Genomic DNA, 25,711 nt, shown 5'->3' on the forward strand with positions numbered 1-25,711 from the left:
CCGCCCCCCGCGTCGGGCGCCGGGGCACCCCCGCCGCCGCCGGGCGCGGGCGCGCCGCCGCCCCCACCCCCGGGCGCGGGTGCGCCGGTGCCGCCGGCCCCGGGCGCCGGGATCGCGCCGGTGGCCGACGGGAGCGCGCCGCCTCCTCCCCCGCCGGCCGCGCCCGCACCTGCGCCGCGCTGAGCCAGACGGCGATCTGACGGGGGGTCTCGGTACGATGCCGAGGCCCCTCTCCGTCGCGGCGGCCTAGAGCCGGACGAACAGGGCCGCGCTCAGCACATGGTTGAAGGGGTGCCGGGGGCGATCACCGCGGCCGAGGCCTGGGCATCTCCCCGGCACGCGGCGGCGAGCGCGGCGAAGCGCACGATAGGCCTCATGCCAGCACCCCGAAAAGATGCAGGGCGAGGCCGCCGAGCGCGCTCGCCGACAGCGTCGTGATCACGCCCGCGCGCGTGCGGAACAACGCGAGGGCGGCGGCGAGCGCCAGTCCGAGTGCATAGGGGTCGACGCTCGTGAACACCGGCGCGTCGAAGCGAAGCGGCCCGGCGCGCACCGCGACGGTGGCGCGGAACAGCGTGTGCAGCGCGAACCATAGCGCCAGGTTGAGCACGACCCCGACCACCGCGGCGGTGATCGCCGCCAGCGCGCCGCCCACCGCGGCGTTGCCGCGCAGCCGCTCGATGAAGGGCGCGCCGAGGAAGATCCACAGGAAACACGGCACGAACGTCACCCAGGTGGCGAGCAATCCGCCGAGCGTGGCGGCCAGCAGCGGCGCGAGCCCGCCCGGGTCGCGATAGGCGGCGAGGAAGCCGACGAACTGGAGCACCATGATCAGCGGCCCGGGGGTGGTCTCGGCGAGGCCGAGCCCGTCGAGCATCTCGCGCGGACCGAGCCAGCCGTAATGGTCGACCGCCTGCTGTGCGACATAGGCGAGCACGGCATAGGCGCCGCCGAAGGTCACCGTCGCCATCGTCGCGAAGAAGGTGGCGATGCGCGTGAACACGTCGTCGGGGCCCAGCGCGACGCGCAGCGCCACCACCGGCATCAGCCACAGCGCGAGCCACAGCGAAGCGGTCCGCAGCGTCGCGCCCCAGCCGGGTAGCGCGTGCACGGGCAACGCCTCGCCCAGCAGCGTGTCGACGTCGGCCACCCCCGCACCACCCGCCGAGTCGTGGCCGCCCGGGCGGAAGGCCGTGCCGCCGCGCCGCGCCGACGACCAGCCGATCAACCCTGCGCCCAGCACGATCAGCGGGAAGGGCGCGCCGAGGAAGAAGATCAGCACGAAGGCGAGCCCGGCGAGCAGCCGCGCGGGCGTGGTACGCAGCGCGCGCCCACCGATCCGCGCCACGGCCTGCAGCACCACCGCGAGCACCGCCGCCTTGAGCCCGTAGAACAAGGCGGCGACGATGCCGACACGGCCGTAGAGGACATAGACCCAGCTCAGCACCATGATCGCCGCCGCGCCCGGCAGCACGAAGAGCACCCCCGCGACGATGCCGCCGCGCGTGCGATGCATCAGCCAGCCGATATAGGTGGCGAGCTGCTGCGCCTCGGGGCCGGGCAGGAGCATGCAGTAGTTGAGCGCGTGGAGGAACCGCTGCTCGCCGATCCAACGCTCCTCGTCGACCAGGATGCGGTGCATCACCGCGATCTGCCCCGCCGGGCCGCCGAAGGAGAGCAGCGCGATACGCCACCACACCCGGGTCGCGGCGCGCAGCGTCACCGGATGGGGACGCGCGGGCGCGCTCACGCCGTCACCGCGGCGCGCGCGGGCCGGTGCGAGCGCGCGTCGTGGCGCTCGCCCCGCGCGTCGCGGCACCAGCGGTAGAGCGCGTCGTAGAGGGTGAGCCCCGCCTCGAGCTGCGCGTGGTCGTCGTCGTACAGCCGCGACAGGCCGAGCGACACCGCGAGCAGCCCTGCGGCCTCGGGCGCGAGGTCGAGCCGATCGGTGTCCGCGCCGCGCACGATCGCGGCCAATCGCGCGAGCGGCGCGTGTCCGGCGAGCCCGAAACCGTCGAGCAGCGCGTCGAAGCTGCAGCGCTCGCCGCGGTGCGTCCATACGACCCCTTCACCCTCGACGTCGAACGGCTCGGCGCGCTCGCGCGCGGCGACCGCCAGCACCTCGGCGGGGGCGACATAGAGGAAGCGTGCGTCGGGATCGATGAAGCGCCGGATCAGCCAGGGGCAGGCGATCCGGTCCACCTTCGGCCGGGCGCGCGTGACCCACCAGGTGCGGCCATCGTCGTGGCGCCGCGGCAGGTGCGCCAGCGCCATCGCGGGCAGGCCCGCCGCCGCCCAGGCCGCGAAGCCGCCCTCCAGCCGCTCGGCGCGGACGCCGTCGCTCCGCAGCAGCGCGACCGCGGTGACCGCCGTGGCGCCACCGGCCTCGTCGACCACCACGACCGCGCGACCGTTGGGGACGGTCGGCCGCGTCGTCGCGCCGACCACGCGCGCGCCGGGGACGGTCGCCGCCGGATCGTCGCGCAGGTCGAGGATCGCCGGCGCGCCGGGCAGCGCGACGAGCCGGGCGAGCGTGTCGGGGGAGATGGCGTGATGAGCGGGCACGGTGCGTCCTCGGCAGGATGATGCTGGACGCGATCCTTCGGCTGACGCCTCATGGGGAGGTCGCAGCCCCCATGCGATCGATGAAGCATCCTGGAGGCGACGATGTCAATCGCCCGTGTGGCGACGCCAGGCCCGGTCCCTCGACGGTCGCGCGTCCGATCGTCGACACCGACGACGGGGCGAACGCACAGGGCGAACGGGCGACAGGGCGAGATGCTGGCTGGGGCGGCAGGATTCGAACCTGCGCATGCCGGTACCAAAAACCGGTGCCTTACCGCTTGGCGACGCCCCAACAGGCCCGCGCGCTTAGCCGCGCGCGGGGCAAGACTCAACCGATACGTCGCAGCCAGCCGTGCGGGTCGGGCGCGCGCCCGCGCTGCACCGCACTCAGCCGATCGAGGAAGCGCGCGGTCAGCTGGCCGGTCGCGCCGCTGCCGATCGTGAACTCATAGTCCGGCCCGGCGGCGCGGCCGATCGGGGTCACCACCGCGGCGGTGCCGCAGGCGAAGCTCTCCACCAGGCGACCGCTCGCCGCGTCGGCGCGCCACTGCTCGATCGCATACGGCTCCTCGCGCACCGCCAGCCCCTCGTCGCGCGCGAGCCGGAGGATCGAATCGCGCGTGATGCCGGGCAGGATCGTGCCGGTCAGCGGCGGGGTCTGCAGCGAGCCGTCCTCGAACACGAAGAAGATGTTCATGCCGCCCAGCTCCTCGATCCAGCGCCGCTCGGCGGCGTCGAGGAACACCACCTGGTCGTAACCGCGCCGGATCGCCTCCTGCTGCGCGACCAGGCTGGTGGCATAATTGCCGCCGCATTTGGCGGCACCGGTGCCGCCCGGCGCGGCGCGGGTATACTCGTGGCTGACCCACAGCGACACCGCGCGCGCGCCGCCCTTCCAATAGGCGCCGACCGACGAGGCCAGCACCATGTAGAGATATTCGGCCGACGGCTTCACGCCGAGGAACGCCTCGGACGCGATCATGAACGGGCGCAGGTAGAGCGAGCCGCCCTCGACCGAGGGCATCCACTCGCGCTCGGTCAGCACCAGCCGCTCGCACGATTCGAGGAACAGCGCCTCGGGCAGCTCGGGCATCGCCATGCGCCGCGCCGAGGCGTTGAAGCGGCGCGCGTTGGCCTCGGGACGGAACAGCGCCAGGCCGCCGTCCTCGAGCCGATAGGCCTTGAGCCCCTCGAAGATCTCCTGCGCGTAATGGAGCACCGACGAGGCCGGATCCATCGTCAGCGCGACGCGCTCGCCGATCCGCCCGTCGTGCCAGCCGCGCCCCTCGGAGTAATGCAGGATCGCCATGTGATCGGTGAAGACGCGCCCGAAGCCCGGGTCTACCAGCCGCGCGGCACGCTCGTTGGCGGGGACGGGCGACGGATGCGGCTCGAACGCGAAGTTCACGGAAATCAGCTCCCAACGGCCAGGGTCGGCGATATGCGGCGCGTGCGACGCGAGATCGCATTGCCGGGTTGCGGTGGCCTAGGGCCGATGGCAAAGCCGGTCAACATGGCTGCCCCAACCCATTCCGCCTCGCCGCTCTTCCTGCGCGAGACCGAGATCCGCCGCGGGATCGAACTGCTCTATTTCGGCAACAGCCACATCACGCGATCGATCGATCGCGGGCTCGCCAAACAGGGTCTCGGCCGCGCGCACCATCGCGCGCTCTACTTCATCGCGCGCAAGCCCGACATGCCGGTGAGCGAGCTGCTGGCGCTGCTGGCGATCACCAAACAGTCGCTCGGGCGCGTGCTCAACGAGCTGATCGAGCGCAACCTGGTCGAGACCCGTCCGGGCGAGCGCGACCGCCGCCAGCGGCTGCTGCGGCTCACCGCCGATGGCCTCGCGCTGGAGAGCGAGCTGTACGACTCGCTGCGCGAGAAGCTGTCGGCCGCCTATTCGCGCGCCGGCCAGGGCGCGGTGAGCGGCTTCTGGGCGGTGCTCGAAGGGCTGATCCCGCCCGACGAGATGGGCCGGGTCGAGGCGCTGCGCGGCTGACGCGGGCCGCGGCGGGCGCCGCCGCGACCGGGATCGGAGCCCTCATAGCCGTGATCCCGGACCAGGTCCGGGATGACGGCGGCGGGTGGGGACGGCTAGAGGCTGATCCATCTGATGTGAACCAGCGGGGCTCCTGCGGACGCAGGAGCCACGAGCGTCACGTCTGCGGCCCTGGGCTCCGGCGTTCGCCGGAGCACGGATCGATCGAGGTGGATCAGACCCTACGAAGGTCGCGAGGGCGACGCCCGCCGGGAGAAACGGCTCACCCCGCGCCGTACAGCCGCTCCGCGTCCGCCTTGAACGCCGCGCCGCTGTCGCCGCGCGAGTAGAACATGTGCCCGCCGGGGTAGACACGCAGCTGCACGCGCTCGGCCGCGCCGAAGGCGGGCATCTGGTCGACGATCAGCCGCGACGCGAAGAACGGGCAGGACAGGTCGTCCCAGCCGTGCACGATCATCACCTTCATCTTGGGATCGTTGGCGATCGCCTTGCGCAGGTCGGTCACCGGCGTGTCCGCCGGCTTGCCCCGGTCCCACGCCTCGTTCACCTTGTACGACAGCGCATTGTAGCGCGCGTCGGTCTTCCAGCCGACCTCGCGCGTGACGAAATCGACCATCGCGCTGGTGGTCGGCGCGATCAGCGCGTCGAGGATCGGGTCGTTCGACTGCTGCTGCGCCGACCAGGGAAAGGGATCGAAGGCGGTGACGTTCGAATCGTAGACGCTGCCGATCGTCCCCTCACCGCGGTGGACCTCGCGCAGGTAGGTGCGGCTGTCGACCCGGCCGCCGAGCTTCTGCACCAGCGCCGGGTCGAGCCCGGTGAGTTGCGTCACGCGCGCCACGACGCGCCCGGTCGCCTCGGGGTCGGAACGGCCGCGCAGCAGGTCGCGCGCGAAGTCGCCGCGGGTATAGGCCTCGACCTCGGCCATCGCCGCGGGCGTCAGCCTGCCCTGGCGCTCGAGGTTGGCCGCCGCCATCGAGGGCAGGTCGATCATCCACGGCAGCGGCGACAGCGCGGTGGCGTCGTCGCCCGAGGCGGGGTCGAGGTAGGGCGAGACCATGATGAGGCCGTTGACCCCGACGCCGATCTGCGACTGCAGCTCATAGGCGATGCGCGGCGCGCGATAGCCGCCGTAGCTCTCCCCCATGACATATTTGGGCGAGCGCAACCGCTCCTCCTTGACCAGCCAATCGTACACGACCTTGGACAGGTAACGGATGTCGGGATCGTTGGCGTAGAAGGCCTTCTTGGTCGCGTCGGCGTCGACCAGGCTGCGGCTGAAGCCGGTGCCGATCGGATCGATGAAGACCAGGTCGGTGAAGTCGAGCCAGCTGTTGGGATTGTCGCGCGCGACCGGCGCGTCCGAGGGGGAGTCGCCCTGCGCGCCGAACTGGACGCGCTTGGGCCCGACCGCGCCCATGTTGAGATAGACCGAGGCCGCCCCCGGGCCGCCGTTGAAGGCGAAGGTGACCGGGCGCGAGGCGTCGCGACCGGGCACCACATAGGCGGTGTAGACGACCTGGCCGATCTCCTTGCCGCTGTCGTCGCGCACCGCGATCGTGCCCACGCTCGCTTTGTAGCTGATCGCACGGCCGTTGATCCGCGCGGTCTGCGCGATCGTCTTGTCGGCCGGGAGCGGCGGCAGCTTGACCGCCTCCTCCTCCTTCTTGCTCTCGACCTTGGTGACCGTCTTGTCGGTCTTGTCGGACTGGGCGTGGGCTAGCCCGCTGGTGCCGAAGAGCAAGGTGGCGAGCAGCAGGCGAAACGGTCTGGCCAAGATGTACGATCCCCGTGTGGCCGCGGTGCGCCCGCGGTTCTTGTCAACGCTGTTACTAAACCCCCGCGCGCGACTGGCAAGCCGCGCCCGCCAGGAGGTGGCGCGTGGCGGCGCCACCCGCAAGGCCGCCCGCTTCTCTCATATGCGGACTATATGCGTTCGCGCACGATCGCCGTGGCAATACTATGCGCCGGCGGGCAGATCGCGGCGGACTCGGTCGCGGCCGCGGCCTCGAGGAGACGCCCCCTTCCCTGCCGTGAGGCGCGACGATCCTGTTCCCCCTGCCGCCCGTTCTGGTCTATCCCAAAGCGATGATCGAGGTCGTGTCGTCAATCCTCCCGGCGAGCCGCGTCGGCGCGCGCGCGGGGCGCCGCTGACGGCGATGGGCAGCGATCGCCCCGACCCCGACGCGCTGCTGCGCGCCGCCGCGCAGGAGGGCCGCGGCCGGCTCAAGATCTTCCTCGGCGCCGCCCCCGGCGTGGGCAAGACCTATGAGATGCTGTCCGAGGGGGCGGCGCGGCGACGCGACGGCGTCGACGTCGTCGTCGCGGTGGTCGAGACGCACGGCCGGGTCGAGACCGAGGCGCTGGTGCGCGGCCAGGAGGTCGTGCCACGCCGCGCCGTCGCCTATGAGGGACGCACGCTGCACGAGATGGACCTGGACGCGGTGCTGGCCCGCGCGCCGCGACTCGCGCTGGTCGACGAGCTGGCGCACAGCAACGCCCCCGGCAGCCGCCATCCGAAACGCTACCAGGACGTGGAGGAGCTGCTCGCCGCCGGGATCGACGTGTACAGCACCGTCAACATCCAGCACGTCGAGAGTCTCAACGACGTCGTCGCCAGCTTCACCCGCGTGCGCGTGCGCGAGACCGTGCCCGACCGCGTGCTCGAGGCCGCCGAGATCGAGGTGGTCGACATCCCGCCCGACGAGCTGATCGAGCGGCTCAAGGCGGGCAAGGTCTACCTGCCGCAGGAGGCGACGCGCGCGCTGTCGCACTTCTTCTCCAAGTCGAACTTGTCGGCGCTGCGCGAGCTGGCGCTGCGCCGCGCCGCGCAGGCGGTCGACGCGCAGATGCTCGACGACGTGCGCGCGCTCGGGCTCGGCGGCACCTGGGCGGGCGGCGAGCGGATCGTCGTCGCGATCAACGAGCTGCCCGGCGCCGACGGGCTGGTGCGCGCCGCCAAGCGGGTGGCGGACGGGCTGCGCGGCCCATGGACCGCCTTGTTCATCGAGACGCCGCGCGCGGCCGGCTTCACCCCGGCGCAGCACCAGCGGCTCGCCGCGACGATGACGCTCGCGACGCAGCTGGGCGCCGCGGTGGCGACCGTGCCCGCGCCCGACGTGGTCGACGGCATCCAGCGCTTCCTCGCCGACGCGCGCGCGACCCAGCTGGTGATGGGCAAGTCGCAGCGCTCGCGCTGGTTCGAGCTGCGCCACGGCTCGGTGGTCGACCGGCTGATCCGCGACACGCCCGGCGTCACCGTCCACGTCCTGCCCGTCCCCGCCGCGCCCGCGCGCGACGCGCGCGCGGGCCGCACCGCACCGCCGCCCGGCACCACCTCGGGCTATGCTACCGCGGCGGCGATGGTGGCGGGCGTCACCGCGGCCGGCCGCGCGCTGGTCCATGTCATCGATTTCGGCAACATCGCCTTGCTCTACCTGCTGCCGGTGATGGCGGCGGCGAGCCTGTTCGGGCTGCGCTGCGGGCTGTTCGCGGGCGTGGCCTCGACGCTGGCGTACAATTTCTTCTTCCTGCCGCCGGTCGGCACGTTGAGCATCAGCAATCCCGAGAACGTGATCTCGGCGATCGTGCTGCTCGGCGTCGCGGTGGCGACCAGCCATCTCGCGGCGCGGGTGCGCGCGCAGGCCGATCTCGCCGCGGCGAGCGCGCGCACCAACGCGACGCTGGCGGGCTTCCTGCGCGAGATCAGCGGCGTGACCGATCGCGACCGTGCCGCGCAGATGATCTGCGACGACGTGCGGCGGCTGCTCGACGTGCAGGTGGTGCTGCTCACCCGCTCCCCCGCGGCCGGGCTCGACATCCTCGCCGCGAGCGACCCGGGCTATCGGCTGGAGACGATGGACAGCGCCGCCGCCGGCTGGGCGTTCGATACCGGCGCCACCGCGGGCAAGGGATCGGGCACGCTCGCGGCGTCGGAGTGGTTGTTCGTGCCGCTCAAGGCGGGCGAGCGCGTGCTGGCGGTGCTCGGCATCGCGCGCTCGGCCGGGGGCGACCCGGTCCGCGCCGACCAGCTGCCGCTGCTCGCCAGCCTGGTCGACCAGGCCGCGCTGGTGCTCGAGCGGCTGCGGCTCGCCGCCGAGATGCGCGACGTCGAGGAGGTGCGCACGCGCGACCGCCTGCGCGCGGCGCTGCTCTCCTCGGTCAGCCACGACCTGCGCACCCCACTCACCGCGGTGATGGCGGCCGCCGCGCAGCTCCACCACGGCGCCACGCCCGAGCTGATCGGCACGATCGAGAGCGAGGCCGAGCGGCTCAACCGCTTCGTCGCCAACCTGCTCGACATGGCGCGGGTCGAGGCGGGCGCGCTGCGGCTGCGGGTCGAGCCGGTCGATCTCAGCGACGCGGTCACCGGCGCGGCCCACGACGCGCGCCGCGCGCTCGAGGGGCATGCGGTGCGGCTCGACGTGCCGCCCGACCTGCCGCTGGTGCACGCCGACCCGCAGCTGCTCCACCATTGTCTGCTCAACCTGCTCGACAACGCCGGCCGCTACGGCGACCCGGGCAGCGCGGTGGTGATCGAGGGGCGCCATCGCTTCGGCGAGCTGCGCCTCGCCGTGCTCGACGAGGGGCCGGGCCTGCCCGCGGGGCGCGAGGAGGAGGTGTTCGAGACCTTCCGCCGGCTGGAGGGCTCGGACCGCGTCGCGGGCGGCACCGGCCTGGGGCTCGCGATCGTCAAGGCCTTCGCCGAGGCGATGGGGATGGGCGTCACCGCCGCCAACCGCGAGGACGCGCGCGGCGCCGCTTTCGCGCTGGTGGTCCCGCCGGCGCTGATCGTGCGCCAGCCGACCGGCGAGGCGGCGTGATGGCGCGCGTGCTGGTGATCGACGACGAGCCCGCGATCCGGCGGCTGCTGCGCAACACGCTGGCGCGCGCGGGCTATGACGTGGTCGAGGCGGGCAGCGCGCGCGAGGCGCTGCAGCAGCGCGCCGCGACGCACCCCGACGCGGTGCTGCTCGATCTCGGCCTGCCCGACCGCGACGGGCTGAGCCTGATCCCGCTGCTGCGCGACGGCAGCGACGCGGTGGTGCTGGTCGTCTCCGCACGCGACGCGGTCGAGGAGAAGGTCAGCGCGCTCGACCTCGGCGCCGACGATTACGTCACCAAGCCGTTCGACAGCGAGGAGTTGCTCGCGCGACTACGCGTCGCATTGCGCCACCGCGCCGCGGGTGCCGCGACGCCGCGCGAGATCCGCCGCGGTGACCTGACGATCGACCTCGACCGGCGCGCGGTGCGGCGCGGCGACGCCGAGGTGCATCTCACCCGGAAGGAATATGACGTGCTGGCCGAGCTGGCGCGTCACCTCGGCAAGGTCGTTACCCACCGGCGCGTGCTCGCCGCGGCCTGGGGCGGTGACGAGGACGCGCGGATCGAGTATCTTCGGATCGTCGTCCGCAACCTGCGGCAGAAGTTGGAGGCGCCCGCCCCCGTCGGCAGCGTCATCGCCAACGAGCTGGGCGTCGGCTACCGCCTGCGCGGCGACGGCTGAGACGCATCTTCGCCAAGCATTTCAACAACTTTCTTGGATAACCTCGAGCATCTTTTCGATCGCTGCTTCGTATCAGGAAGCGGCGGCCGGAACGGCGGGCGCCCGGCGCCTCGCGGATCATCGGGGCAGGAGAGGTGTCTATGCCCGGGAGTGAGCATCTGATCGATGCCCTGGACGCGCGCGTCGAGCGCCGCCACCAGAGGCGTGAGTTCTTCAAGACCGCGATCGCGGGGGTCGCGCTGGGCGGTGCCGGGCTCGCGCTCGCCGGCCGCGCCGAGGCGCAGACCGCGCCGAGCGACACCGACATCCTCAACTTCGCGCTCAACCTCGAATATCTCGAGGCGCAATTCTACAGCTACGCCTATAGCGGCGAGGGCCTGCCCGCGGCGCAGCTCACCGGGACGCAGACGCAGGGCGCGGTGACCGGCGCGCGCAAGGCCAATCTCACGGACCGCGGCGTGATCCAATATGCCCGCGAGATCGCGTCCGACGAGATCGCGCATGTCGCCTCGCTGCGTCAGGCGCTGACCTCCGCGGCGGTCGCGCAGCCCGCGATCGATCTCTCCGCGACGGTCTTCACCGCAGCGGCGGTGGCCGCCGGGGTCGATCTCAGCGCCAGCGGCGGGGTGTTCGACCCTTATGCCAACGACGACAACTTCCTGATCGCCGCATACATCTTCGAGGACGTCGGCGTCACGGCGTACAAGGGCGGCGCGCCGCTGCTCAGCAACCCCGATATCGTCGACGCCGCCGCGGGCATCCTTGCCGCCGAGGCGTTCCACGCGGGCATCATCCGCGGCGCGCTCTACCGCCGCGGTGTGACGGTGCCCGCCATCTGGACGATCACCGACCAGGTCTCCGACGCGCGCGACCTGCTCGACGGCACCACGGTCTCGTCCGGGCCGCCGCAGCGCGTCGCCGACGACGATCAGGGGGTCACCCCGGTGCAGAACCAGTTCGGCCTGGCCGCGAACATCGTGCCGACCGACCAGAACGGCATCGTGTTCAGCCGCACCGCCGAGCAGGTCCACAACATCGCCTATCTCACCCGCCAGGCCGCCACGGCGGGCGGCTTCTTCCCCAATGGCACCAACAACCCCAACGCGGCGCTGCGGCGCTCCGGCGCGAACTGAGGAGGCGGCGATGAGCGACCAGACCGAGTTTCTCGACCTCATGGAGCGCGCCGAGCATCAGCGCCGCGCGCGCCGCAACTTCATCCGGCTGTGCGGCGGCGCCGCGGCGATGTCCGGCGGCCTCGCGCTGCTGTCGGGCTGCAACGACGACAACGAGGGCGAGCCGGCGCCCACCGTCTCGCCGACACCCGCGCCGACGGTGAGCGACGCCGACGTGCTCAACTTCGCGCTGCAGCTCGAGTATCTCGAGGGCAATTTCTATTCCTACGCGGTCTCGGGCCAGGGCATCGCCGCCGCGCTGCAGACCGGCGCCGGTGCGCAGGGTGCGGTGGTGACGGGGAGCGGCGACGGTGCCGCGCGCGCGGTGACCTTCTCCGACCCGGTGGTGCAGCAATATGCGCGCGAGATCGCGTTCGACGAGCTCGGCCATATCGGCTTCCTCCGCACCAATCTCGGCAGCGCCGCGGTGGCGCAGCCGGCGATCAACCTGTCGGGCAGCGCCAGCGTGACGATCGGGGGGACGACCGCGGTCGGCGCCTTCACCGCCGCGGCGCGCGCCGCGGGCGTGATCGGCGCGAGCGAGATCTTCGATCCCTTCCTCAACGACGAGAATTTCCTGATCGGCTCGTACCTGCTGACCGACGTCGGCGTGACCGCATATCGCGGCGCGGCGCGGCTGATCAGCAACAAGACCTTCCTCGAAGCCTCGGCAGGCATCCTCGCCACCGAATGCTACCACGACGGCGTGATCCGCTCCGAGCTGTGGCGCCGTGGGCTGACGGTGCCCAGCATCTACACGCGAATCACGCAGATCTCGAACACGCGCGACGGGCTCGACGGCTCGACCGAGAACGACCAGGACATCGGCGACGCCACCACCGCCAACCTGGTGCCGACCAACGACGGCGGTCTCGTGCTCGGCCGCAACGCCGCGCAGGTGCTCAACGTGGTCTACCAGAACAAGGCGGCGGTCTCGTCCGGCGGCTTCTTCCCCGCCGGTCTGAACGGCACGATCAAGACCAGCCAGGCGAACGCCTGAGCGCGACGGCGTCGCATCCCCGCGCCGGCGGGGATGCGGTCGCCGGTTCGCCGCACCCGATCAGGCGGGCCAGAGCCCGCTCGGCCAGGGCTCGAGGTCGTAGCGTTCCTCGATCGACCAGGCCTCGTCGGACAGGCGCTCGCCGCGCATCCAGTGCTGGTCCTGCTCGTCGCCGGGCGGCAGGTCGCGCGCCAGTGCCTTCTCGCGCTCCTCCTCGGCGTGTAGCGCCCTCACCGTCCGCTCGGCTGCTTCGCGATCCGTCATCGTGACACTCCTCGGCGATCGGACAACGAGCGTGGGTCGCATTCCGTCGCGCGTGATCGCCCTGATCTCGGTCAAGCAGCGTTCGCGCGGCGGAAGCGATCACGCGAGGCTAGGAGGTTGCGCGCGGACGCGTTACCAACGGCGCGGATGCGAACCGCATTGTGATCGGGAGTATCGAAGAGGATGCGAGCTATGAAGCGTATCGTGCTGGGCGCCGGGCTGTTGCTCGCCTCGTCCGCGGTGGTGGCGCAGGGCCAGCAGGGTGACCCCAAAGCGACCGAGCAATGGTCGCCCGCGGTGCCGGTGGTGACTCCGGGCGCCTTCGCGGGCTGGGCCGCGCCCGCCGACGCGGTGGTGCTGTTCGACGGCAAGGGGCTGGACCGCTGGTCCGCGGTGAAGACCGGCGGCGCGGCCGGCTGGACCGTCGCCGACGGCGCGGTGACGGTGAAGAAGGGCACCGGCAATATCCAGACCAAGCAGTCGTTCGGCAGCTACCAGCTGCACCTGGAATACCGCATCCCGGCCACCATCACGGGCGAGGGCCAGGCGCGCGGCAACAGCGGGCTGTTCCTCGCCTCCACTGGTCCGGGCGACGACGGCTATGAGTTCCAGATCATGGACAGCTACAACAACCCGACCTACGTCAACGGCCAACTCGGCGCGATCTACAAGCAGACGCCGCCGCTCGCCAACCCGGCGCGCCGCCCGGGCGAGTGGCAGACGATCGACGTCACCTGGGAGGCGCCGCGCTTCGGCGCCGACGGCTCGGTCACCCGGCCCGCCTATGTCACCGGCTACGTCAACGGCGTGCTGGTGCAGGATCACACCGAGGTGCGCGGCGGTACCGTCTATATCGGCAAGCCCAGCTACAAGCCCCACGGCAAGGCGCCGATCAAGCTGCAGGACCACGGCGACCCCAGCCAGCCGATCAGCTTCCGCAACATCTGGGTGCGCGAGCTGCCCGACAAGGGGTGAGGTCGCGCGGCGCGCGCTGTCGTCGACCGGCGGCGCGCCGGCCGGCCCTGCCCGGCTCCTCGGCCTCGTCGCGGGATCCACCTGTTCGCGTACCGCACGTGACGGCGTCCGCGGCGCGTCGGACCCCCGCCGAAGCCGGGATGACGACGGTGCGTGGGGCGAAGGTCCGCGCGACGGCGAGAGGTCGCGCCGGGCCCCCGCGGCGCATGTCAGGGCGCGCCGTCGCTCGCGCCCACCGGAGTCAGCACCAGCAGCGACACGCCCTGACGCGGCAGCGTGAAGGCGATCTCGCCCGCCCCGCGCCGCATCGCGACACGCGACGGCGGCGCGAGGGGCACCAGCGCCGCGGCCTGCTTCAGCGCGGCGCGCTGCGCGTCGCTCGGCGCGAGCGGCGCGCCCATCTTCTGCCACGCCGCGAAGCTGTTGGCGTGGCTCTCGTCGACGCGATAATGGGTCAGCGTCGCGCCCGACGCGAGCGCGCGCGGCAGGTCACGCAGCCGCAGCCGCACTGCCGCGGGCGGTCCGGCAACGTCGTCGTCGTGATAATGCCACACCATCACCGCGACCCGGTCACCGTCGCGCGTCGCCACGCTGCCGACGTCGGCGTCGCCGCGCACGCCCTCGCCCAGCACGGTGTCGAGCGCCACCTCATGGTCCGAGCGCGCGCTCACGTAGCGCCCGCCCATCCTCGCGAAGAGCTTGAAGACGTTGATCACCGGCAGGTCGATCCCGCCCGAGGTGAGCTGGCGGAAGCCGGCGAACGGCGCCTGGTCCTCGAACTCGAACGCCCAGGTCAGCACCCCCTCCAGCGTCAGCCCGCGCCGCCGCGCCAGCGCGCGCAGCCGCGGGAAGGAGGCGGCGGTGTAGCTCGCGTACATCGTGCCGTTGCGATAGGCGTTGGCCGGCCCCTGACAGGCGGCGCAGCCCTCCGGGTCCGACTCGCCGATCACGATCGGCCTGGTGCGGAAGACCGGGTCGGCCGCGATCGCCGCGAACTCATGGTCCGCGGCCTTGAGGTGCGTGTCGAGCCCCATGCGGACGTGGCTCCCGTCCGGCCCCTCGATCACCCGCGGCTGGCCCTTGGCGTGAAACGACAGGAAGTCGGTCGGCGTGCCCGCGGCGCGCGCGTGCTCCATGAAGGCGGCGAGGAAGTCGTCGCCCGCACCCGCGCTGTCGGGGCCACCCACGCGCGCCTCGGGCAGCGCGCGCCGCACCCCGCGCACCGCGGCGTCGTGGAGACGGAAGAACTCCTCGCGCGTCCCGCCCCAATAGTATCGCGGCAGGTTCGCCTCGTTCCACGTCTCGAAATACCAGCTCGCCACCTCGGCGCGGCCGTAGCGCTCGACGCAATGCTGCACCCAGCGGTGGATCAGCTCCTCCCAGCGCGCATAGTCGCGCGGCGGATAGGCCCAGCCGGTGCGCAGCTCGCCGCTGCCCGGGCGCCAGTCGTGCTGGTATGGCCGCGGCTTCGTCGACAGCGCCTCGGGCATGAAGCCGAGCTCGACATAGGGTTTCACGCCGCGCGCGCGATAGGTGTCGAAGATGCGGTCGACGATCGTCCAGTCGTAGATGGCGCGACCGGCGGAGTCCTCGCGATAGACGCCCGTCGAGCCCCATTTGAGGGCGGGCGTGCCGTCGCCCGAGGTGAGCAGGTTGTGCGCGCGGAAATAGACCCGGTCGGGCGCGAGCGCCCCGAGCGTCGCCAGCGTGGTGCGGCCGTCTTTCATGGTCGCGTAATTGGGCTCGTCGGCGCCGAAGAAGCGCCATTCCTGCGCCACCGGTCCCCCGTCGCGCGCGGCGTCGACCTCGATCGTCACGGCGAAGGCCGGGTGCTCCGGTGCGCCGCCCACGGGCGCGGCGCACGCCAGGCCGCCGACGACCAGACCCTGTTTCCACGCGCGCATCGGCTCGCTCTCCCCGTCCCACGATGATGCGGGAGGGCGCGCGATCGCGCAAGCGCCGGGCGGGATGGTGCCCCCGGCGAGATTCGAACTCACGACCTGCGGTTTAGGAAACCGTCGCTCTATCCTGCTGAGCTACGGGGGCGCCGTTCGCCTCCCGTAGGTTCTCGCGCCCGGAGGGTCAATCGCTCACCGGCCGGCTCGACCCAGGCCGCGGTGTGACGGCGCGTCGCGCCGAACGGCCGCGGGCGGCGGCCACCGGGGCGGACCATGGGCCCGCCCCGCGCGGTCAGTGCTTCACCTCGCGCCAGACGTTCTGATACGCGCCCCAGGTCAGGTAGATGAAGATCGCCAGGAAGATCACCGCGGCCAGGCCGGCGGCGTGGCGCGCCTCCAGGTTGGGCTCGGCGGTCCAGGTGAGGAAGGCCGCCACGTCGCGCGCCATCTGGTCGCGCGTCGCCTTGGTGCCGTCCGAATAGGTCACCTGCCCGTCCGACGTCAGCGGCGGCGGCATCGCGATGTTGAGGTTCGCGAAATACGGATTGTAGTGCAGCCCGGTCGGCGTCTTGGCGTCGGGGAACTTGCGCAGCAGCTCGGCCGGCTGGTCACGATAGCCCGTGATCAGCGCGTGGACATAGTTGCTGCCGTCCTCGCGCGCCTTGGTCATCAGCGAGAGATCGGGCGGCAGCGCGTTGGCGTTGGCCGCACGCGCCGCGACCTCGTTCGCGAAGGGCGACGGGAAATGGTCCGACGGCAGGTTCTTGCGCGTCGCCGCCTCGCCCGTCTCCGGGTTCACGCTGGGCTGCTCGATCACCCACTGGGTCGCGATCGCCTTCACCTCGGCCTCGGAATAGCCGATCTTCTGCAGGTCGCGGAAGGCGACATATTTCAGCGAGTGGCAGGCCGCGCAGACCTCCTTGTACACCTGGAAGCCGCGCTGCAGCTGCTGGCGGTCGAACTTGCCGAACCAGCCCGCGGAGGACAGCTCGATGTCCTCCGGGTGCAGGCGGAACTCATGCTCGGCGGTGTGCGGCGCCGGGTTCTGGATCGCGTCCTTGGCGGTGAAGAACAGCGCCAGCGCGAGCACGAAGACGAACCCCGCACCGATCACCAGTGATATGAGACGAACCATTGCCTGTCAGATCCCCTCTTCGTCTCGTTCTCAACCCGCCAGCGCGGTCTTGGTGGGCGCGGTGCCGCCGTGCTTCGACAGCACCGCCTCGGTGATCGAGTTGGGCAGCGGCCGCGGCCGCTCCGCCGCCGACACCAGCGGCAGGATGATCAGGAAGTGCGCGAAGTAATAACCCGCGGCGATCTGCCCCATCATCACGTTGCGCGCGCTCGCCTCGGCGCCGCCGACATAGCCGAGCACCAGCACGTCGAACACCAGCACGATCAGGAACCATCGGTAGGTCGGCCGATAGTTGGCCGAGCGCACCGGCGAGCTGTCGAGCCAGGGCAGGAAGAACAGCAGCAGGATCGAGCCGAACATCGCCAGCACGCCCCACAGCTTCGCCGGCAGGATGAAGTCCGCGGTGAAGCTCTTCAGGATCGCGTAGAAGGGCAGGAAATACCATTCGGGCACGATGTGCGCCGGCGTCGAGAGCGGGTTGGCCTCGATGTAATTGTCCGGGTGCCCCAGCAGGTTGGGCGAGAAGAAGATCAGCGTCGCGAAGATCAGGAAGAACACCGCCACGCCCACGCCGTCCTTGGCGGTGTAGTAGGGGTGGAACGGCACCGTGTCCTGCTCGCCCTTCACGTCCACGCCGGTCGGGTTGTTCGAACCCGGGATGTGCAGCGCCCAGATGTGCAGGATGATCACGCCCGCGATCACGAAGGGCAGCAGATAGTGGAGCGAGAAGAAGCGGTTCAGCGCGGCATTGTCGGGCGCGAAGCCGCCCAGCAGCCAGATGCGGATGGTGTCGCCCACCAGCGGGATCGCCGAGAAGAAACCCGTGATCACCTGCGCGCCCCAGAAGCTCATCTGCCCCCAGGGAAGCACGTAGCCCATGAAGGCGGTGGCCATCATCAGCAGGAAGATCACCACGCCGAGCAGCCACACCATCTCACGCGGCGCCTTGTACGAGCCGTAATACAGCCCGCGCCCGATGTGGATGTACACCACGGCGAGGAACATCGACGCGCCGTTGGCGTGCGCGTAGCGCAGGAACCAGCCCGCGTTGACGTCGCGCATGATGCTCTCGACCGAGCCGAAGGCAACCCCGCCGTTGGCGGCATAATGCATCGCCAGCACCACGCCGGTGACGATCTGGATCACCAGCGCGGCCCCGGCGAGCACGCCGAAGTTCCAGAAATAATTGAGGTTGCGCGGCACCGGATAGCCCGCGCCGATGGCGTTGTAGACGAGGCGCGGCAGCGGCAGCTTCTCGTCCATCCAGCGCATCAGCGGCTGCTTCGGCTCATAATGCTTGGCCCAGGGAAAGCTCATCTCTCTATCTCCCTCAGCCGACCGTCACGACGGTGTCGGAATTGAACGTATAGTCGGGCACGTGCAGGTTCTGCGGCGCCGGGCCCTGGCGGATCCGGCCGGCGGTGTCATAGGCCGAGCCGTGGCACGGGCAGAAATAGCCGCCGAACGGGCCCTTGTTCTCGCCCTCGCCCGCGCCCAGCGGCACGCAGCCGAGATGGGTGCAGACGCCCAGCGTGATCAGCCAATTCTCCTTGCCCGGCTTGGTGCGCTCGGCGAGCGTCTGCGGGTCGCGCAGCGAGCCGACGTCGACCGCATTGGCCTCGCCGATCTCCTTAGGCGTCAGGTTGCGCACGAACAGCGGCTGCTTGCGGAACGACGACTTGATCGCCTGCCCCGGCGCGATCTTCGAGATGTCGATCTCGGTGGTCGACAGCGCGAGCACGTCGGCCGAGGGGTTCATCTGGTTGATCAGCGGCAGCACGATCGCCACCGCGCCGACGCCCGCGAACGAGACCGCGGCGATATTGATGAAATCGCGGCGGCGCGGGTCGTGGGCGGGCTCGTGATAGGGCGCGGGATCCTCGCCCGGGGGAATGCTGTTCTCGACCGTCGCCATTCGCGTCAAACCTCTACCCGTTCATTCTCCCGCCGGGTCGATCCGATGCCGTCGCGACATGCCGCCTCCCCGCGCGACCTGCCCGTCCCCGAGGCGGTCTGGCGGGGTGATAGCCGCGGGCCCCGCGCTTTGCCAATCCCATTTTGCGGTGGCGCAACGAGCGCGGTAGAGCGGCGGCGATGCGGATCGCGCTGTTCCAACCCGATATCGCCGGCAACGTCGGCACGCTGCTGCGGCTCGGCGCCTGCCTCGACGTGGCGGTCGACCTGATCGAGCCGATGGGTTTCCCTTTCGGCGAGCGCGCGCTGGCGCGCGCCGCCATGGACTATGCCGCTCATGTCCGCGTTCGCCGCCACGCCGACTGGGACGCGTTCCTCGCCACCGTCGAGGGGCGCGTCGTGCTCGCCACCACCGCCGGTGCGGTGCCGCTGCCGCAGGCGCGCTTCGCCACCCATGACGTGCTGCTGCTCGGCAGCGAGGGTTCGGGCGTGCCGGCGCACGTCCATGAGCGCGCCGACCTGCGCGTGCGCGTGCCGATGCGCGCGGGCCTGCGCTCGCTCAACGTGGCGATGGTGGGGGCGCTGATCCTGGGCGAGGCGCTGCGCCAGACCGGCGGCTGGGACAGATTGACCGATTGACCCGGCACGCTTCCGCGGGCGAGAGCGTATCGCCATGATATTGGACGAACAGCAGAGCGAAGCGCGGACCTGGTTCGAGCGGCTGCGCGACCTGATCTGCGCCGAGTTCGAGGCGATCGAGCGCGAGGCGGGCTCCGACGCGCGCTTCGACTATATCGCCTGGGACCGCGCCGACCCGAGCGGCGCGCCCGGCGGCGGCGGGGTGCGCGGCGTGATGAAGGGGCGCGTCTTCGAGAAGGTCGGCGTCAACGTCTCGACCGTCGGCGGCACGTTCGAGGGCGACTTCGCGCGGACCATCCACGGTGCGGGCGACGATCCGCGCTTCTTCGCCACCGGGATCAGCCTGGTCGCGCACATGGCCAACCCGCACGTCCCCGCGGTGCACATGAACACGCGCTTCCTCGCGACGACCAGGCGCTGGTTCGGCGGCGGCGCCGACCTCAACCCGCCGCTGCCGATCGCCGAGGACACCGACGACTTCCACGCCGCGCTGCGCGACGCCTGCGACCGCCACGACGCCGGCCATTACCCGCGCTTCAAGGCCTGGGCCGACGACTATTTCTACATCCCGCACCGCGGCGTGCACCGCGGCGTCGGCGGCATCTTCTACGACCATCTGGAGGGGGCGTTCGCGACCGACCTCGCCTTCACCCAGGATGTCGGCCGCGCCTTCCTCGAGGTCTACCCGCGGATCGTGCGGCGGCGGATGCACCTGCCCTTCACCGACGCGGACGTCGCGCGGCAGCGCGAGTGGCGCGGGCGCTACGCCGAGTTCAACCTCGTCTACGACCGCGGCACGCTCTTCGGCCTGAAGACCGGCGGCAACGTCGACGCGATCCTGATGAGCCTGCCCCCGGTGGCGACATGGGGCTGACCCACCTCCCCGCCGATCAGATCGCCGCGGTGGTCACCTCGCTCGAGATGCGACGCCGCCCGCCGCTGCGCCCGGTGCCCGATTCGCCGCTGCGGCTGGTGCGCTGGGCGCGGCCGGAGCCCGACAAGTATCGTGCGCTGTTCCGCCGCGTCGGCGCGCGCTGGCTGTGGTTCTCGCGCCTCGTCATGGACGATGCCGCGCTCACCGCGATCGTCCACGACACGCAGGTGCAGGTCTATGCCGCGGTCGACCGCGCCGGGATCGAGGTGGGCATGGTCGAGCTCGACTTCCGCTCGGCCGGCACCTGCGAGATCGGCTATTTCGCGCTGGTGCCCGAGCTCACCGGCCAGGGCCACGGCCGCTGGCTGATGGCGGAGACGCTCGCGCGCGCCTGGGTCGCCGGCGTCAACCGCGTGTGGCTCCACACCTGCACGCTCGACCATCCTTCCGCGCTCAACTTCTACCGCGCGCAGGGCTTCACCCCGGTGCGCCGCACGATCGAGACCTTCACCGACCCGCGCGTGACGGGCGCGCTGCCCGCCGACGCCGCGCCTCAGCTGCCCCTGCTCGCGCCGACGCGGTAGACGACCACGCCGACCAGCAGCACCGCCACCGCATAGGCCACGGGCACCGCGGCGAGCAGCGCGTCGACCAGCGCGAGCAGCACCGGGTCGCCGCTGCCGGGCGCGCGCAGCGCCTCGTCGGCCTGCAGCAGCGGCGACACCGCCACCCACTGCGCCAGGAACAGGGTGACGAGCGCGCCGGTGATCGCCCAGTCCTGCCCCTTGGTCAGCCGCCAGCTCAGCCGGAGCGCCGGCCCCGCGCGCAGCGCCGGGTGGCGCGCCAGCGCGGGCACCGCCGCGATCAGCCGCGCCTGGACGTAGAGCCCGGGCAGCACCAGCAGCCACATGCCGAGCCCGACCGGCACCGCCACCGCGACGCTGACCAGCACGAACGACCACAGCCGCGCCAGCGCCTGGCCGAGCGCCTGCCCCACCGTCAGCCGGTCCGGGTCGAGCAGCAGCAGCGCCACCGCCGCGACGCCATAGGCGGCGAGCAGGTCGGCGAGCAGGTAGAACAGGGCATTGCTCTGCCCCCAGCTCGCCACCGCGGCGAGCCAGGCGCGCATCATCAGCTCGTCGCGCGGCGCGGGCGGCAGCGGCGGCAGGGGATCGCACAGCAGCAGCGCGGCGAAGGCGGGCAGGAAGACGAAGACAGCGGCGAGCCGCAGCACCAGCGCGCGATCGCGCCGGAACAGCCGCCACGCGACCGAGAGCAGGCCGGCGAAGGTCAGGCTCATGCGAGCGGTGCCGCCTCTTCACGCTCGCGCGCCGCGGCATAATATTGCGCGTAGAAGGCGTTCTGCACCACGGTCGCCCCGGCGCTGACCACCGCGAGCGCCACCGACGTGCCGAGGAACACCGCGCCGTCGCTGTCCAGCAGCAGCCGCAGCACCACGCCGATCACCGAGCGCACCGCGACGCTGAGCACCATCACCAGGATCGCGTAGAGGATCAGCACGCCGATCAGCCGCGCCGCCGCGCCGCGGGTCAGCGCGAAGGCGCGGCGGATCGCGCCGAGCCCGAGCCGCTCGTTGACCACCACCGCGAACAGAGGTGCCAGCCGCGCCCCCAGCCACAGCAGTAGCGCGGCGGCGACGAGCAGCAGCCCCCCCGCCAGCGCGAGCGGGCCGGGCGCGGCGCCCTGCATCACCACGCCCGCCGCGGTCACGGTCGCGCCCGCGGCGATCAGCGCCAGCGTGCCCGGCAAGAAGGTCAGCGACAGCGCGATCACCAGTACCAGCGCGACGCCGATCGCCGCCGGCAGCCGCTCGGCGGCGCGGCGGTAGGCGGCCGCCCGGTCGACGCGCGGGTCGCTCGCGACCGCGGTGATCGCGAGCATGCCGAACAGCATCAGCGCCGCCGAGACGAGCCCCACCAGCGACCGCGCCGCCGGCGCCGCCGCGGCGTCGCCGACCGCGATCGTCACCGCCGCGCCCAGCACCGAGGGCAGGAACAGCGTGACGAAGGCGATCCCGGCCAGGATCGCGGCGCGCCCGCGCAGCACGTCGACCGTGCGCTCCCACACCGTGGCCATCCTGATCATCGCGTCGTCCCCTTCCCGCGCCGGCCTAGCGCTCCGTCGACAGCTTGCCAACCGCGCCGACGGAGCACATCTGACGCGCATGCAGCAGCGCGCGACGATGATCGACGGGGTGGAGTGGCGCGTGTCGTCCGGGCTGACCGACTATGCCGCGGCGCTCGCCTCGATGGAGGCGCGCGCCGCCGCGATCGCCGCGGGCGAGGCGCGCGAGCTGATATGGCTGCTCGAACACCCCCCGATCTACACCGCGGGCACCAGCGCCGACCCGCGCGAGCTGGTCGACCCGCGCTTCCCCGTGGTGCCCGCGGGTCGGGGTGGCCGCTACACCTATCACGGCCCCGGCCAGCGCGTCGGCTATCTCATGCTCGATCTCAACCGGCGCGGCCGCGACGTGCGCTGCTTCGTCCACGCGCTCGAGGGCTGGCTGATCGCGGCGCTGGGCGAGCTGGGCATCGCCGCCTTCCGCGCGCCCGGGCGGATCGGCATCTGGACGCGAGACCGCGCCGGCGCCGAGGCCAAGATCGGCGCGATCGGCATTCGCGTTCGGCGCTGGGTGACGCTGCACGGCTTCTCGGTCAATCTCGCCCCCGACCTCGCGCATTTCGGCGGCATCGTGCCGTGCGGTCTCGCCGACTATCCGGTCACCAGCGCCGCCGCGCTCGGCTCGCCGCACGAAATTGCAACTTTCGACGCGGCGCTGGCGTTAACCGCCGACGCCTTTCTGCAAAGCCTGACTTGCGTCGGTGAAAACGAGGCTTGAGAGGGCGGTCATCTGCGATTAATGTCTACGCCGGTTTGGGATAAAAAACGGCCGGGTGGTCGCCTAATCCATAGTCTAGGGAGCAAATTCATGCGTGCAGTCATCACCAAGATCCTCGGCGGTTCGGCGCTCGCGGCAGCCGCTCTCGCCGTCTCGGCGTGCGGTTCGAAGACCGAGACCAGCGAGAACACCATGATCACCGACATGAACGCCACCGAGGGCATGGATACCATGACCGACAACATGACCGCCGTCGACGGCGCCATGAACGGCGGCATGATGGCGAACGACACGATGGGCAACGACATGATGATGTCGAACATGTCGAACATGTCGAACGCGATGTAATCTGCCGCGATCCGGCGATTGTATTGAGGAGGCCGCCCGGGAGACCGGGCGGCCTCTTCTTTTGCCCTCCGCGCGCGCGTATCGTTACGCGCCGTCAACAAGCAATGTCGTGGCGGCCGCGCCACGCGCCGAAATGAATCATTGGCGCGACAGAATGTTCTTGGGCCGTTTACCCAATCTGACGTAAAAGGGCGGCGCGGCCGTAGCCGCGACGAGGAGTGTTGGGGAATGCTGAAGGTGGGGATCGTCGGCGCCTGGGTGGCGCTGGCGGCTGGGGTGCTGGCGACGACGCCGGCTTCGGCGCAGTTCTTCTTCAAGTCGAAGGATCTGCGCGGCGAACCGATCATCGGGAACGAGGACGGCATGGGGCATCCGCTGCCCGGGGCCACCCCCGCCGAGCTGCGCGCCGGGGTGGTGTGGAACATGCGCGCCGCGCTCAACGTCGCCGCCCTGCAATGCCAGTTCGAGCCGACGTTGCTGACCGTGCAGACCTATAACGCGATCCTCGCCGACCATCGCGTCGAGCTGCAGGATTCGTTCGACGCGCTCGGCAAGTATTTCTCCCGCGTCGCCAAGACCAAGAAGGACGGCCAGACCGCGCTCGACCAGTTCGGCACACGCACTTATGCCGGCTTCGCCACGGTCGCGGCGCAATATAATTTCTGCGCCACGGCGGCGAGCATCGGCCGCGACGCGCTCTACGCCCCGCGCGGCGGCTTCGGCGACGTCGCTATGGCCCGCATGCGCGAGCTGCGCAACAGTCTGAAGCCCTATGGCGAGCAGCAATTCCCCTCGCTCCAGGTGCTGCCCGCGACGCTGCCGCGCTTCGACGAGGCGTGCTGGAAGAAGGGCCTGTTCGTCGAGCAGAAGTGCGGCGCGCCTCTGACCCCGGTGGTCTACGCCGCGAGGTGACGCACGAGGGCGCCGGCCGGGCGCCCTCCTACGGGCGTAGGACCTGGCGCGTCACGACGTCCAGCTGTTCCTGGGCGCCGGAGGGCGTGTGAGGTTCGGCGCCCCCCCGGTGGGCCGAGAGGGTGGTCGGGCGACCATGGTCTCGTTCGCGCGCCGCCCGCAGCGTCCCTCGTCTGATCCTCTGACGGAACGCGGGACGCCGGCGCTCGCCGGCGTGGCGCGCGTTCGGACCCGATCTAGCGCAACCCCAGCAGCTTGTGGGTCTGCAGCGACAATCGCCAGCGCGGCCGCTCCATCACCAACGCCATCGCCGCGGCGACGTTCGCCTCGCCCGCCGCGTCGTCGAGCGGCTGGAGCAGGAAGTGGCGGAAGTCCCACGCCTCCACCGCCGTCAGGTCGGTGCCCGGCTGTGGCCAGACCAGCTTGAGCTCGTCGCCCGAGCGCTGCACCGTCTCGCTGCCGGCCTTGGGGCTGATGCACACCCAGTCGATCCCGGGATGGACCGCGAGCGTGCCGTTGCTCTCGATCGCGATCTCGAACCCCGCCGCATGGAAGGCGTCCACGACCGCGTCGTCGACCTGGAGCATCGGTTCGCCCCCGGTCAGCACGACGAACCGCCGCGCGCGCCCCGGCCCCCAGAAACCCTCCGCCGCGCGGACCAGCGCCGCCGCGTCGTCGAAGCGGCCGCCGCCCGCGCCGTCGACCCCGACGAAATCGGTGTCGCAGAAGCGGCAGACCGCGGTGGCCCGGTCCCGCTCGCGCCCGCTCCACAGGTTGCAGCCGGCGAAGCGCACGAACACCGCGCGTCGCCCCGCCTGCACGCCCTCGCCCTGGAGCGTCAGGAACATCTCCTTGACCGCGTAGCTCATCTCAATGGACCGGCGGGGTCACCGCGTAAGCGGTCGGATCGGGCACGTCGGCCTCGACGAAGCCCTTGTGGCGCAGCCGGCAGCTGTCGCAGCGCCCACAGTGCAGCCCGCCCGGCGCGGGATCGTAGCACGACCAGCTCATCCCCATGTCGAGCCCGAGCCGCGCGCCCTCGCGCACGATATCGGCCTTGGTCATCTGCTGGAGCGGCGCCTGGAAGCGGAACGGCTCACCCTCGACCCCCGCCTTGGTGGCGAGCTCGGCGAGCCGCTCATAGGCGGCGATGAACTCGGGGCGGCAGTCGGGATAGCCCGAATAGTCGAGCGCGTTGACGCCCAGATAGATGTCGCGCGCGCCCGCCGCCTCCGCCCAGCCGAGCGCGAGGCTGAGGAAGATCGTGTTGCGCGCGGGCACGTAGGTGACGGGGATGGTGCCGTCGACCCCGTCCTTGGGCACGTCGATGGCATTGTCGGTCAGCGCCGAGCCGCCGAACGCCGAGAGATCGATCGGCAGGACGACATGGCGCGTCGCGCCGAGCGCGGACGCGATGCGACGCGCGGCGGCGAGCTCGACCTGGTGGCGCTGGTTATAGTCGATCGAGAGCGCGAGCAGCGGATGGCCCGCCTCACGCGCGAGCGCGGCGGACACCAGCGAGTCGAGCCCGCCCGAGACGAGCGCGACGGCGGGGGTCAGTTCGGTCATGATGCGGCGCCAGCTAGGCCCTCGCGCGCCCGAGCGCAAGAAAAAGGGCCGCCCGAGGGCGGCCCATGAGGAGCT

Annotated in this window: 26 protein-coding genes and 2 tRNA genes; 13 read left to right on the forward strand and 15 right to left on the reverse strand. The window is 71.5% G+C overall.

Translation table 11 applies throughout. The annotated features are described in order from the left end of the window. The coding region (locus tag KZ813_RS18355; RefSeq protein WP_219756443.1) for a hypothetical protein at window positions 1-200 on the forward strand (200 nt) is incomplete at its 5' end. A 173-nt stretch (window positions 201-373) separates the two neighbouring features. On the opposite strand, the gene chrA is transcribed toward KZ813_RS18355, so the two are convergent. The 4 genes from chrA to KZ813_RS18375 form a co-directional block, all read right to left on the reverse strand. After that, window positions 374-1,750: a chromate efflux transporter gene (gene chrA / locus KZ813_RS18360; protein WP_308461932.1), complete on the reverse strand. Its 1,377-nt coding sequence runs from the start codon at window positions 1,748-1,750 to the stop codon at window positions 374-376. Further along, the gene (locus KZ813_RS18365; RefSeq protein ID WP_219756444.1) at window positions 1,747-2,565 is read right to left on the reverse strand and encodes a chromate resistance protein ChrB domain-containing protein; all 819 of its coding nucleotides are present in this window, start codon (window positions 2,563-2,565) and stop codon (window positions 1,747-1,749) included. The genes chrA and KZ813_RS18365 overlap by 4 nt, the downstream gene beginning before the upstream one ends. A 217-nt stretch (window positions 2,566-2,782) precedes the next feature. Beyond that, window positions 2,783-2,857, reverse strand: a tRNA-Gln gene (locus KZ813_RS18370). A gap of 36 nt (window positions 2,858-2,893) precedes the next feature. Beyond that, complete coding sequence (locus tag KZ813_RS18375) at window positions 2,894-3,979, reverse strand: branched-chain amino acid aminotransferase (protein ID WP_373369294.1); 1,086 nt, start codon at window positions 3,977-3,979, stop codon at window positions 2,894-2,896. Between the two features lie 99 nt (window positions 3,980-4,078). On the opposite strand from KZ813_RS18375, the gene KZ813_RS18380 reads away from it, so the two are divergent. After that, window positions 4,079-4,567: a MarR family transcriptional regulator gene (locus KZ813_RS18380; RefSeq protein ID WP_219756445.1), complete on the forward strand. Its 489-nt coding sequence runs from the start codon at window positions 4,079-4,081 to the stop codon at window positions 4,565-4,567. Window positions 4,568-4,829: 262 nt separating this feature from the next. Here the strand turns inward: KZ813_RS18380 and KZ813_RS18385 are convergent, their stop codons facing one another. After that, window positions 4,830-6,344 carry a S10 family peptidase gene (locus tag KZ813_RS18385; RefSeq protein ID WP_258046946.1) on the reverse strand — a complete coding sequence of 505 codons (1,515 nt, stop codon included), beginning with the start codon at window positions 6,342-6,344 and terminating at the stop codon, window positions 4,830-4,832. Window positions 6,345-6,726: 382 nt separating this feature from the next. Here KZ813_RS18385 and KZ813_RS18390 point away from each other — a divergent pair, with 382 nt between their 5' ends. The 4 genes from KZ813_RS18390 (at window position 6,727) to KZ813_RS18405 (ending at window position 12,245) form a co-directional block, all read left to right on the forward strand. Continuing rightward, the gene (locus KZ813_RS18390) at window positions 6,727-9,390 is read left to right on the forward strand and encodes a DUF4118 domain-containing protein (protein WP_219756446.1); all 2,664 of its coding nucleotides are present in this window, start codon (window positions 6,727-6,729) and stop codon (window positions 9,388-9,390) included. Continuing rightward, a complete protein-coding gene (locus KZ813_RS18395; RefSeq protein ID WP_219756447.1) occupies window positions 9,390-10,073 on the forward strand; it encodes a response regulator transcription factor in 684 nt (227 codons plus the stop codon). Before KZ813_RS18390 ends, KZ813_RS18395 begins: the two co-directional genes overlap by 1 nt. 140 nt (window positions 10,074-10,213) lie before the next feature. Continuing rightward, window positions 10,214-11,206: a ferritin-like domain-containing protein gene (locus tag KZ813_RS18400; RefSeq protein WP_219756448.1), complete on the forward strand. Its 993-nt coding sequence runs from the start codon at window positions 10,214-10,216 to the stop codon at window positions 11,204-11,206. A 10-nt stretch (window positions 11,207-11,216) separates the two neighbouring features. Further along, complete coding sequence (locus tag KZ813_RS18405) at window positions 11,217-12,245, forward strand: ferritin-like domain-containing protein (RefSeq protein ID WP_219756449.1); 1,029 nt, start codon at window positions 11,217-11,219, stop codon at window positions 12,243-12,245. 60 nt (window positions 12,246-12,305) lie between these two features. Here KZ813_RS18405 and KZ813_RS18410 read toward each other — a convergent pair whose 3' ends face one another. Continuing rightward, window positions 12,306-12,509, reverse strand: a complete 204-nt coding sequence (locus KZ813_RS18410) for a hypothetical protein (RefSeq protein WP_219756450.1) — start codon at window positions 12,507-12,509, stop codon at window positions 12,306-12,308. Window positions 12,510-12,701: 192 nt separating this feature from the next. On the opposite strand from KZ813_RS18410, the gene KZ813_RS18415 reads away from it, so the two are divergent. Next, window positions 12,702-13,484, forward strand: coding sequence for a 3-keto-disaccharide hydrolase (locus KZ813_RS18415; RefSeq protein WP_219756451.1), 783 nt, complete (start codon window positions 12,702-12,704; stop codon window positions 13,482-13,484). Window positions 13,485-13,693: 209 nt separating this feature from the next. Here the strand turns inward: KZ813_RS18415 and KZ813_RS18420 are convergent, their stop codons facing one another. The 5 genes from KZ813_RS18420 to petA all read right to left on the reverse strand — a co-directional run bounded on the left by KZ813_RS18420 (window position 13,694) and on the right by petA (window position 18,432). Continuing rightward, window positions 13,694-15,388 (reverse strand): GH39 family glycosyl hydrolase, encoded by a 1,695-nt coding sequence (locus tag KZ813_RS18420; RefSeq protein ID WP_219756452.1) that lies wholly within the window; start codon window positions 15,386-15,388, stop codon window positions 13,694-13,696. Window positions 15,389-15,453: 65 nt separating this feature from the next. Next, window positions 15,454-15,530 (reverse strand) — tRNA-Arg (locus tag KZ813_RS18425). A 144-nt stretch (window positions 15,531-15,674) separates the two neighbouring features. Then, window positions 15,675-16,517, reverse strand: coding sequence for a cytochrome c1 (locus KZ813_RS18430; protein ID WP_219756453.1), 843 nt, complete (start codon window positions 16,515-16,517; stop codon window positions 15,675-15,677). Between the two features lie 30 nt (window positions 16,518-16,547). Continuing rightward, on the reverse strand, window positions 16,548-17,834 hold the full coding sequence (locus KZ813_RS18435; protein ID WP_219756454.1) for a cytochrome b: 1,287 nt from the start codon (window positions 17,832-17,834) through the stop codon (window positions 16,548-16,550). A 13-nt stretch (window positions 17,835-17,847) separates the two neighbouring features. Then, window positions 17,848-18,432, reverse strand: a complete 585-nt coding sequence (petA, locus tag KZ813_RS18440; protein ID WP_219756455.1) for a ubiquinol-cytochrome c reductase iron-sulfur subunit — start codon at window positions 18,430-18,432, stop codon at window positions 17,848-17,850. A 179-nt stretch (window positions 18,433-18,611) separates the two neighbouring features. Here petA and KZ813_RS18445 point away from each other — a divergent pair, with 179 nt between their 5' ends. From KZ813_RS18445 to KZ813_RS18455, 3 genes are read left to right on the forward strand one after another with little or no spacing between them, the layout of a single operon-like run. After that, window positions 18,612-19,070 carry a tRNA (cytidine(34)-2'-O)-methyltransferase gene (locus KZ813_RS18445; RefSeq protein WP_219756456.1) on the forward strand — a complete coding sequence of 153 codons (459 nt, stop codon included), beginning with the start codon at window positions 18,612-18,614 and terminating at the stop codon, window positions 19,068-19,070. Window positions 19,071-19,104: 34 nt separating this feature from the next. Next, a complete protein-coding gene (hemF, locus tag KZ813_RS18450; protein WP_219756457.1) occupies window positions 19,105-19,944 on the forward strand; it encodes an oxygen-dependent coproporphyrinogen oxidase in 840 nt (279 codons plus the stop codon). Beyond that, window positions 19,935-20,528, forward strand: coding sequence for a GNAT family N-acetyltransferase (locus KZ813_RS18455; RefSeq protein ID WP_219756458.1), 594 nt, complete (start codon window positions 19,935-19,937; stop codon window positions 20,526-20,528). Before hemF ends, KZ813_RS18455 begins: the two co-directional genes overlap by 10 nt. Here the strand turns inward: KZ813_RS18455 and KZ813_RS18460 are convergent. Further along, entirely contained in the window at window positions 20,498-21,244 is a 747-nt protein-coding gene (locus KZ813_RS18460) for a hypothetical protein (protein ID WP_219756459.1), read from the reverse strand. The two genes, KZ813_RS18455 and KZ813_RS18460, sit on opposite strands and share 31 nt — an antisense overlap. Continuing rightward, entirely contained in the window at window positions 21,241-22,050 is an 810-nt protein-coding gene (locus tag KZ813_RS18465) for a hypothetical protein (protein WP_219756460.1), read from the reverse strand. Before KZ813_RS18465 ends, KZ813_RS18460 begins: the two co-directional genes overlap by 4 nt. A 79-nt stretch (window positions 22,051-22,129) precedes the next feature. On the opposite strand from KZ813_RS18465, the gene lipB reads away from it, so the two are divergent. The 3 genes from lipB (at window position 22,130) to KZ813_RS18480 (ending at window position 24,067) form a co-directional block, all read left to right on the forward strand. Further along, entirely contained in the window at window positions 22,130-22,807 is a 678-nt protein-coding gene (lipB, locus tag KZ813_RS18470) for a lipoyl(octanoyl) transferase LipB (RefSeq protein ID WP_219756461.1), read from the forward strand. 90 nt (window positions 22,808-22,897) lie between these two features. After that, the gene (locus KZ813_RS18475) at window positions 22,898-23,155 is read left to right on the forward strand and encodes a hypothetical protein (RefSeq protein WP_219756462.1); all 258 of its coding nucleotides are present in this window, start codon (window positions 22,898-22,900) and stop codon (window positions 23,153-23,155) included. Between the two features lie 228 nt (window positions 23,156-23,383). Next, complete coding sequence (locus KZ813_RS18480) at window positions 23,384-24,067, forward strand: hypothetical protein (RefSeq protein WP_219756463.1); 684 nt, start codon at window positions 23,384-23,386, stop codon at window positions 24,065-24,067. Window positions 24,068-24,303: 236 nt separating this feature from the next. Here KZ813_RS18480 and queE read toward each other — a convergent pair whose 3' ends face one another. Together queE and queC are read right to left on the reverse strand one after the other, a co-directional pair. Then, a complete protein-coding gene (gene queE / locus KZ813_RS18485; RefSeq protein WP_219756464.1) occupies window positions 24,304-24,936 on the reverse strand; it encodes a 7-carboxy-7-deazaguanine synthase in 633 nt (210 codons plus the stop codon). A gap of 1 nt (window position 24,937) precedes the next feature. Beyond that, the gene (gene queC, locus KZ813_RS18490; protein WP_219756465.1) at window positions 24,938-25,636 is read right to left on the reverse strand and encodes a 7-cyano-7-deazaguanine synthase QueC; all 699 of its coding nucleotides are present in this window, start codon (window positions 25,634-25,636) and stop codon (window positions 24,938-24,940) included. Between the last annotated feature and the right edge of the window lie 75 nt (window positions 25,637-25,711).

It is taken from the genome of Sphingomonas folli, assembly GCF_019429525.1.
GTDB lineage: Bacteria > Pseudomonadota > Alphaproteobacteria > Sphingomonadales > Sphingomonadaceae > Sphingomonas > Sphingomonas folii.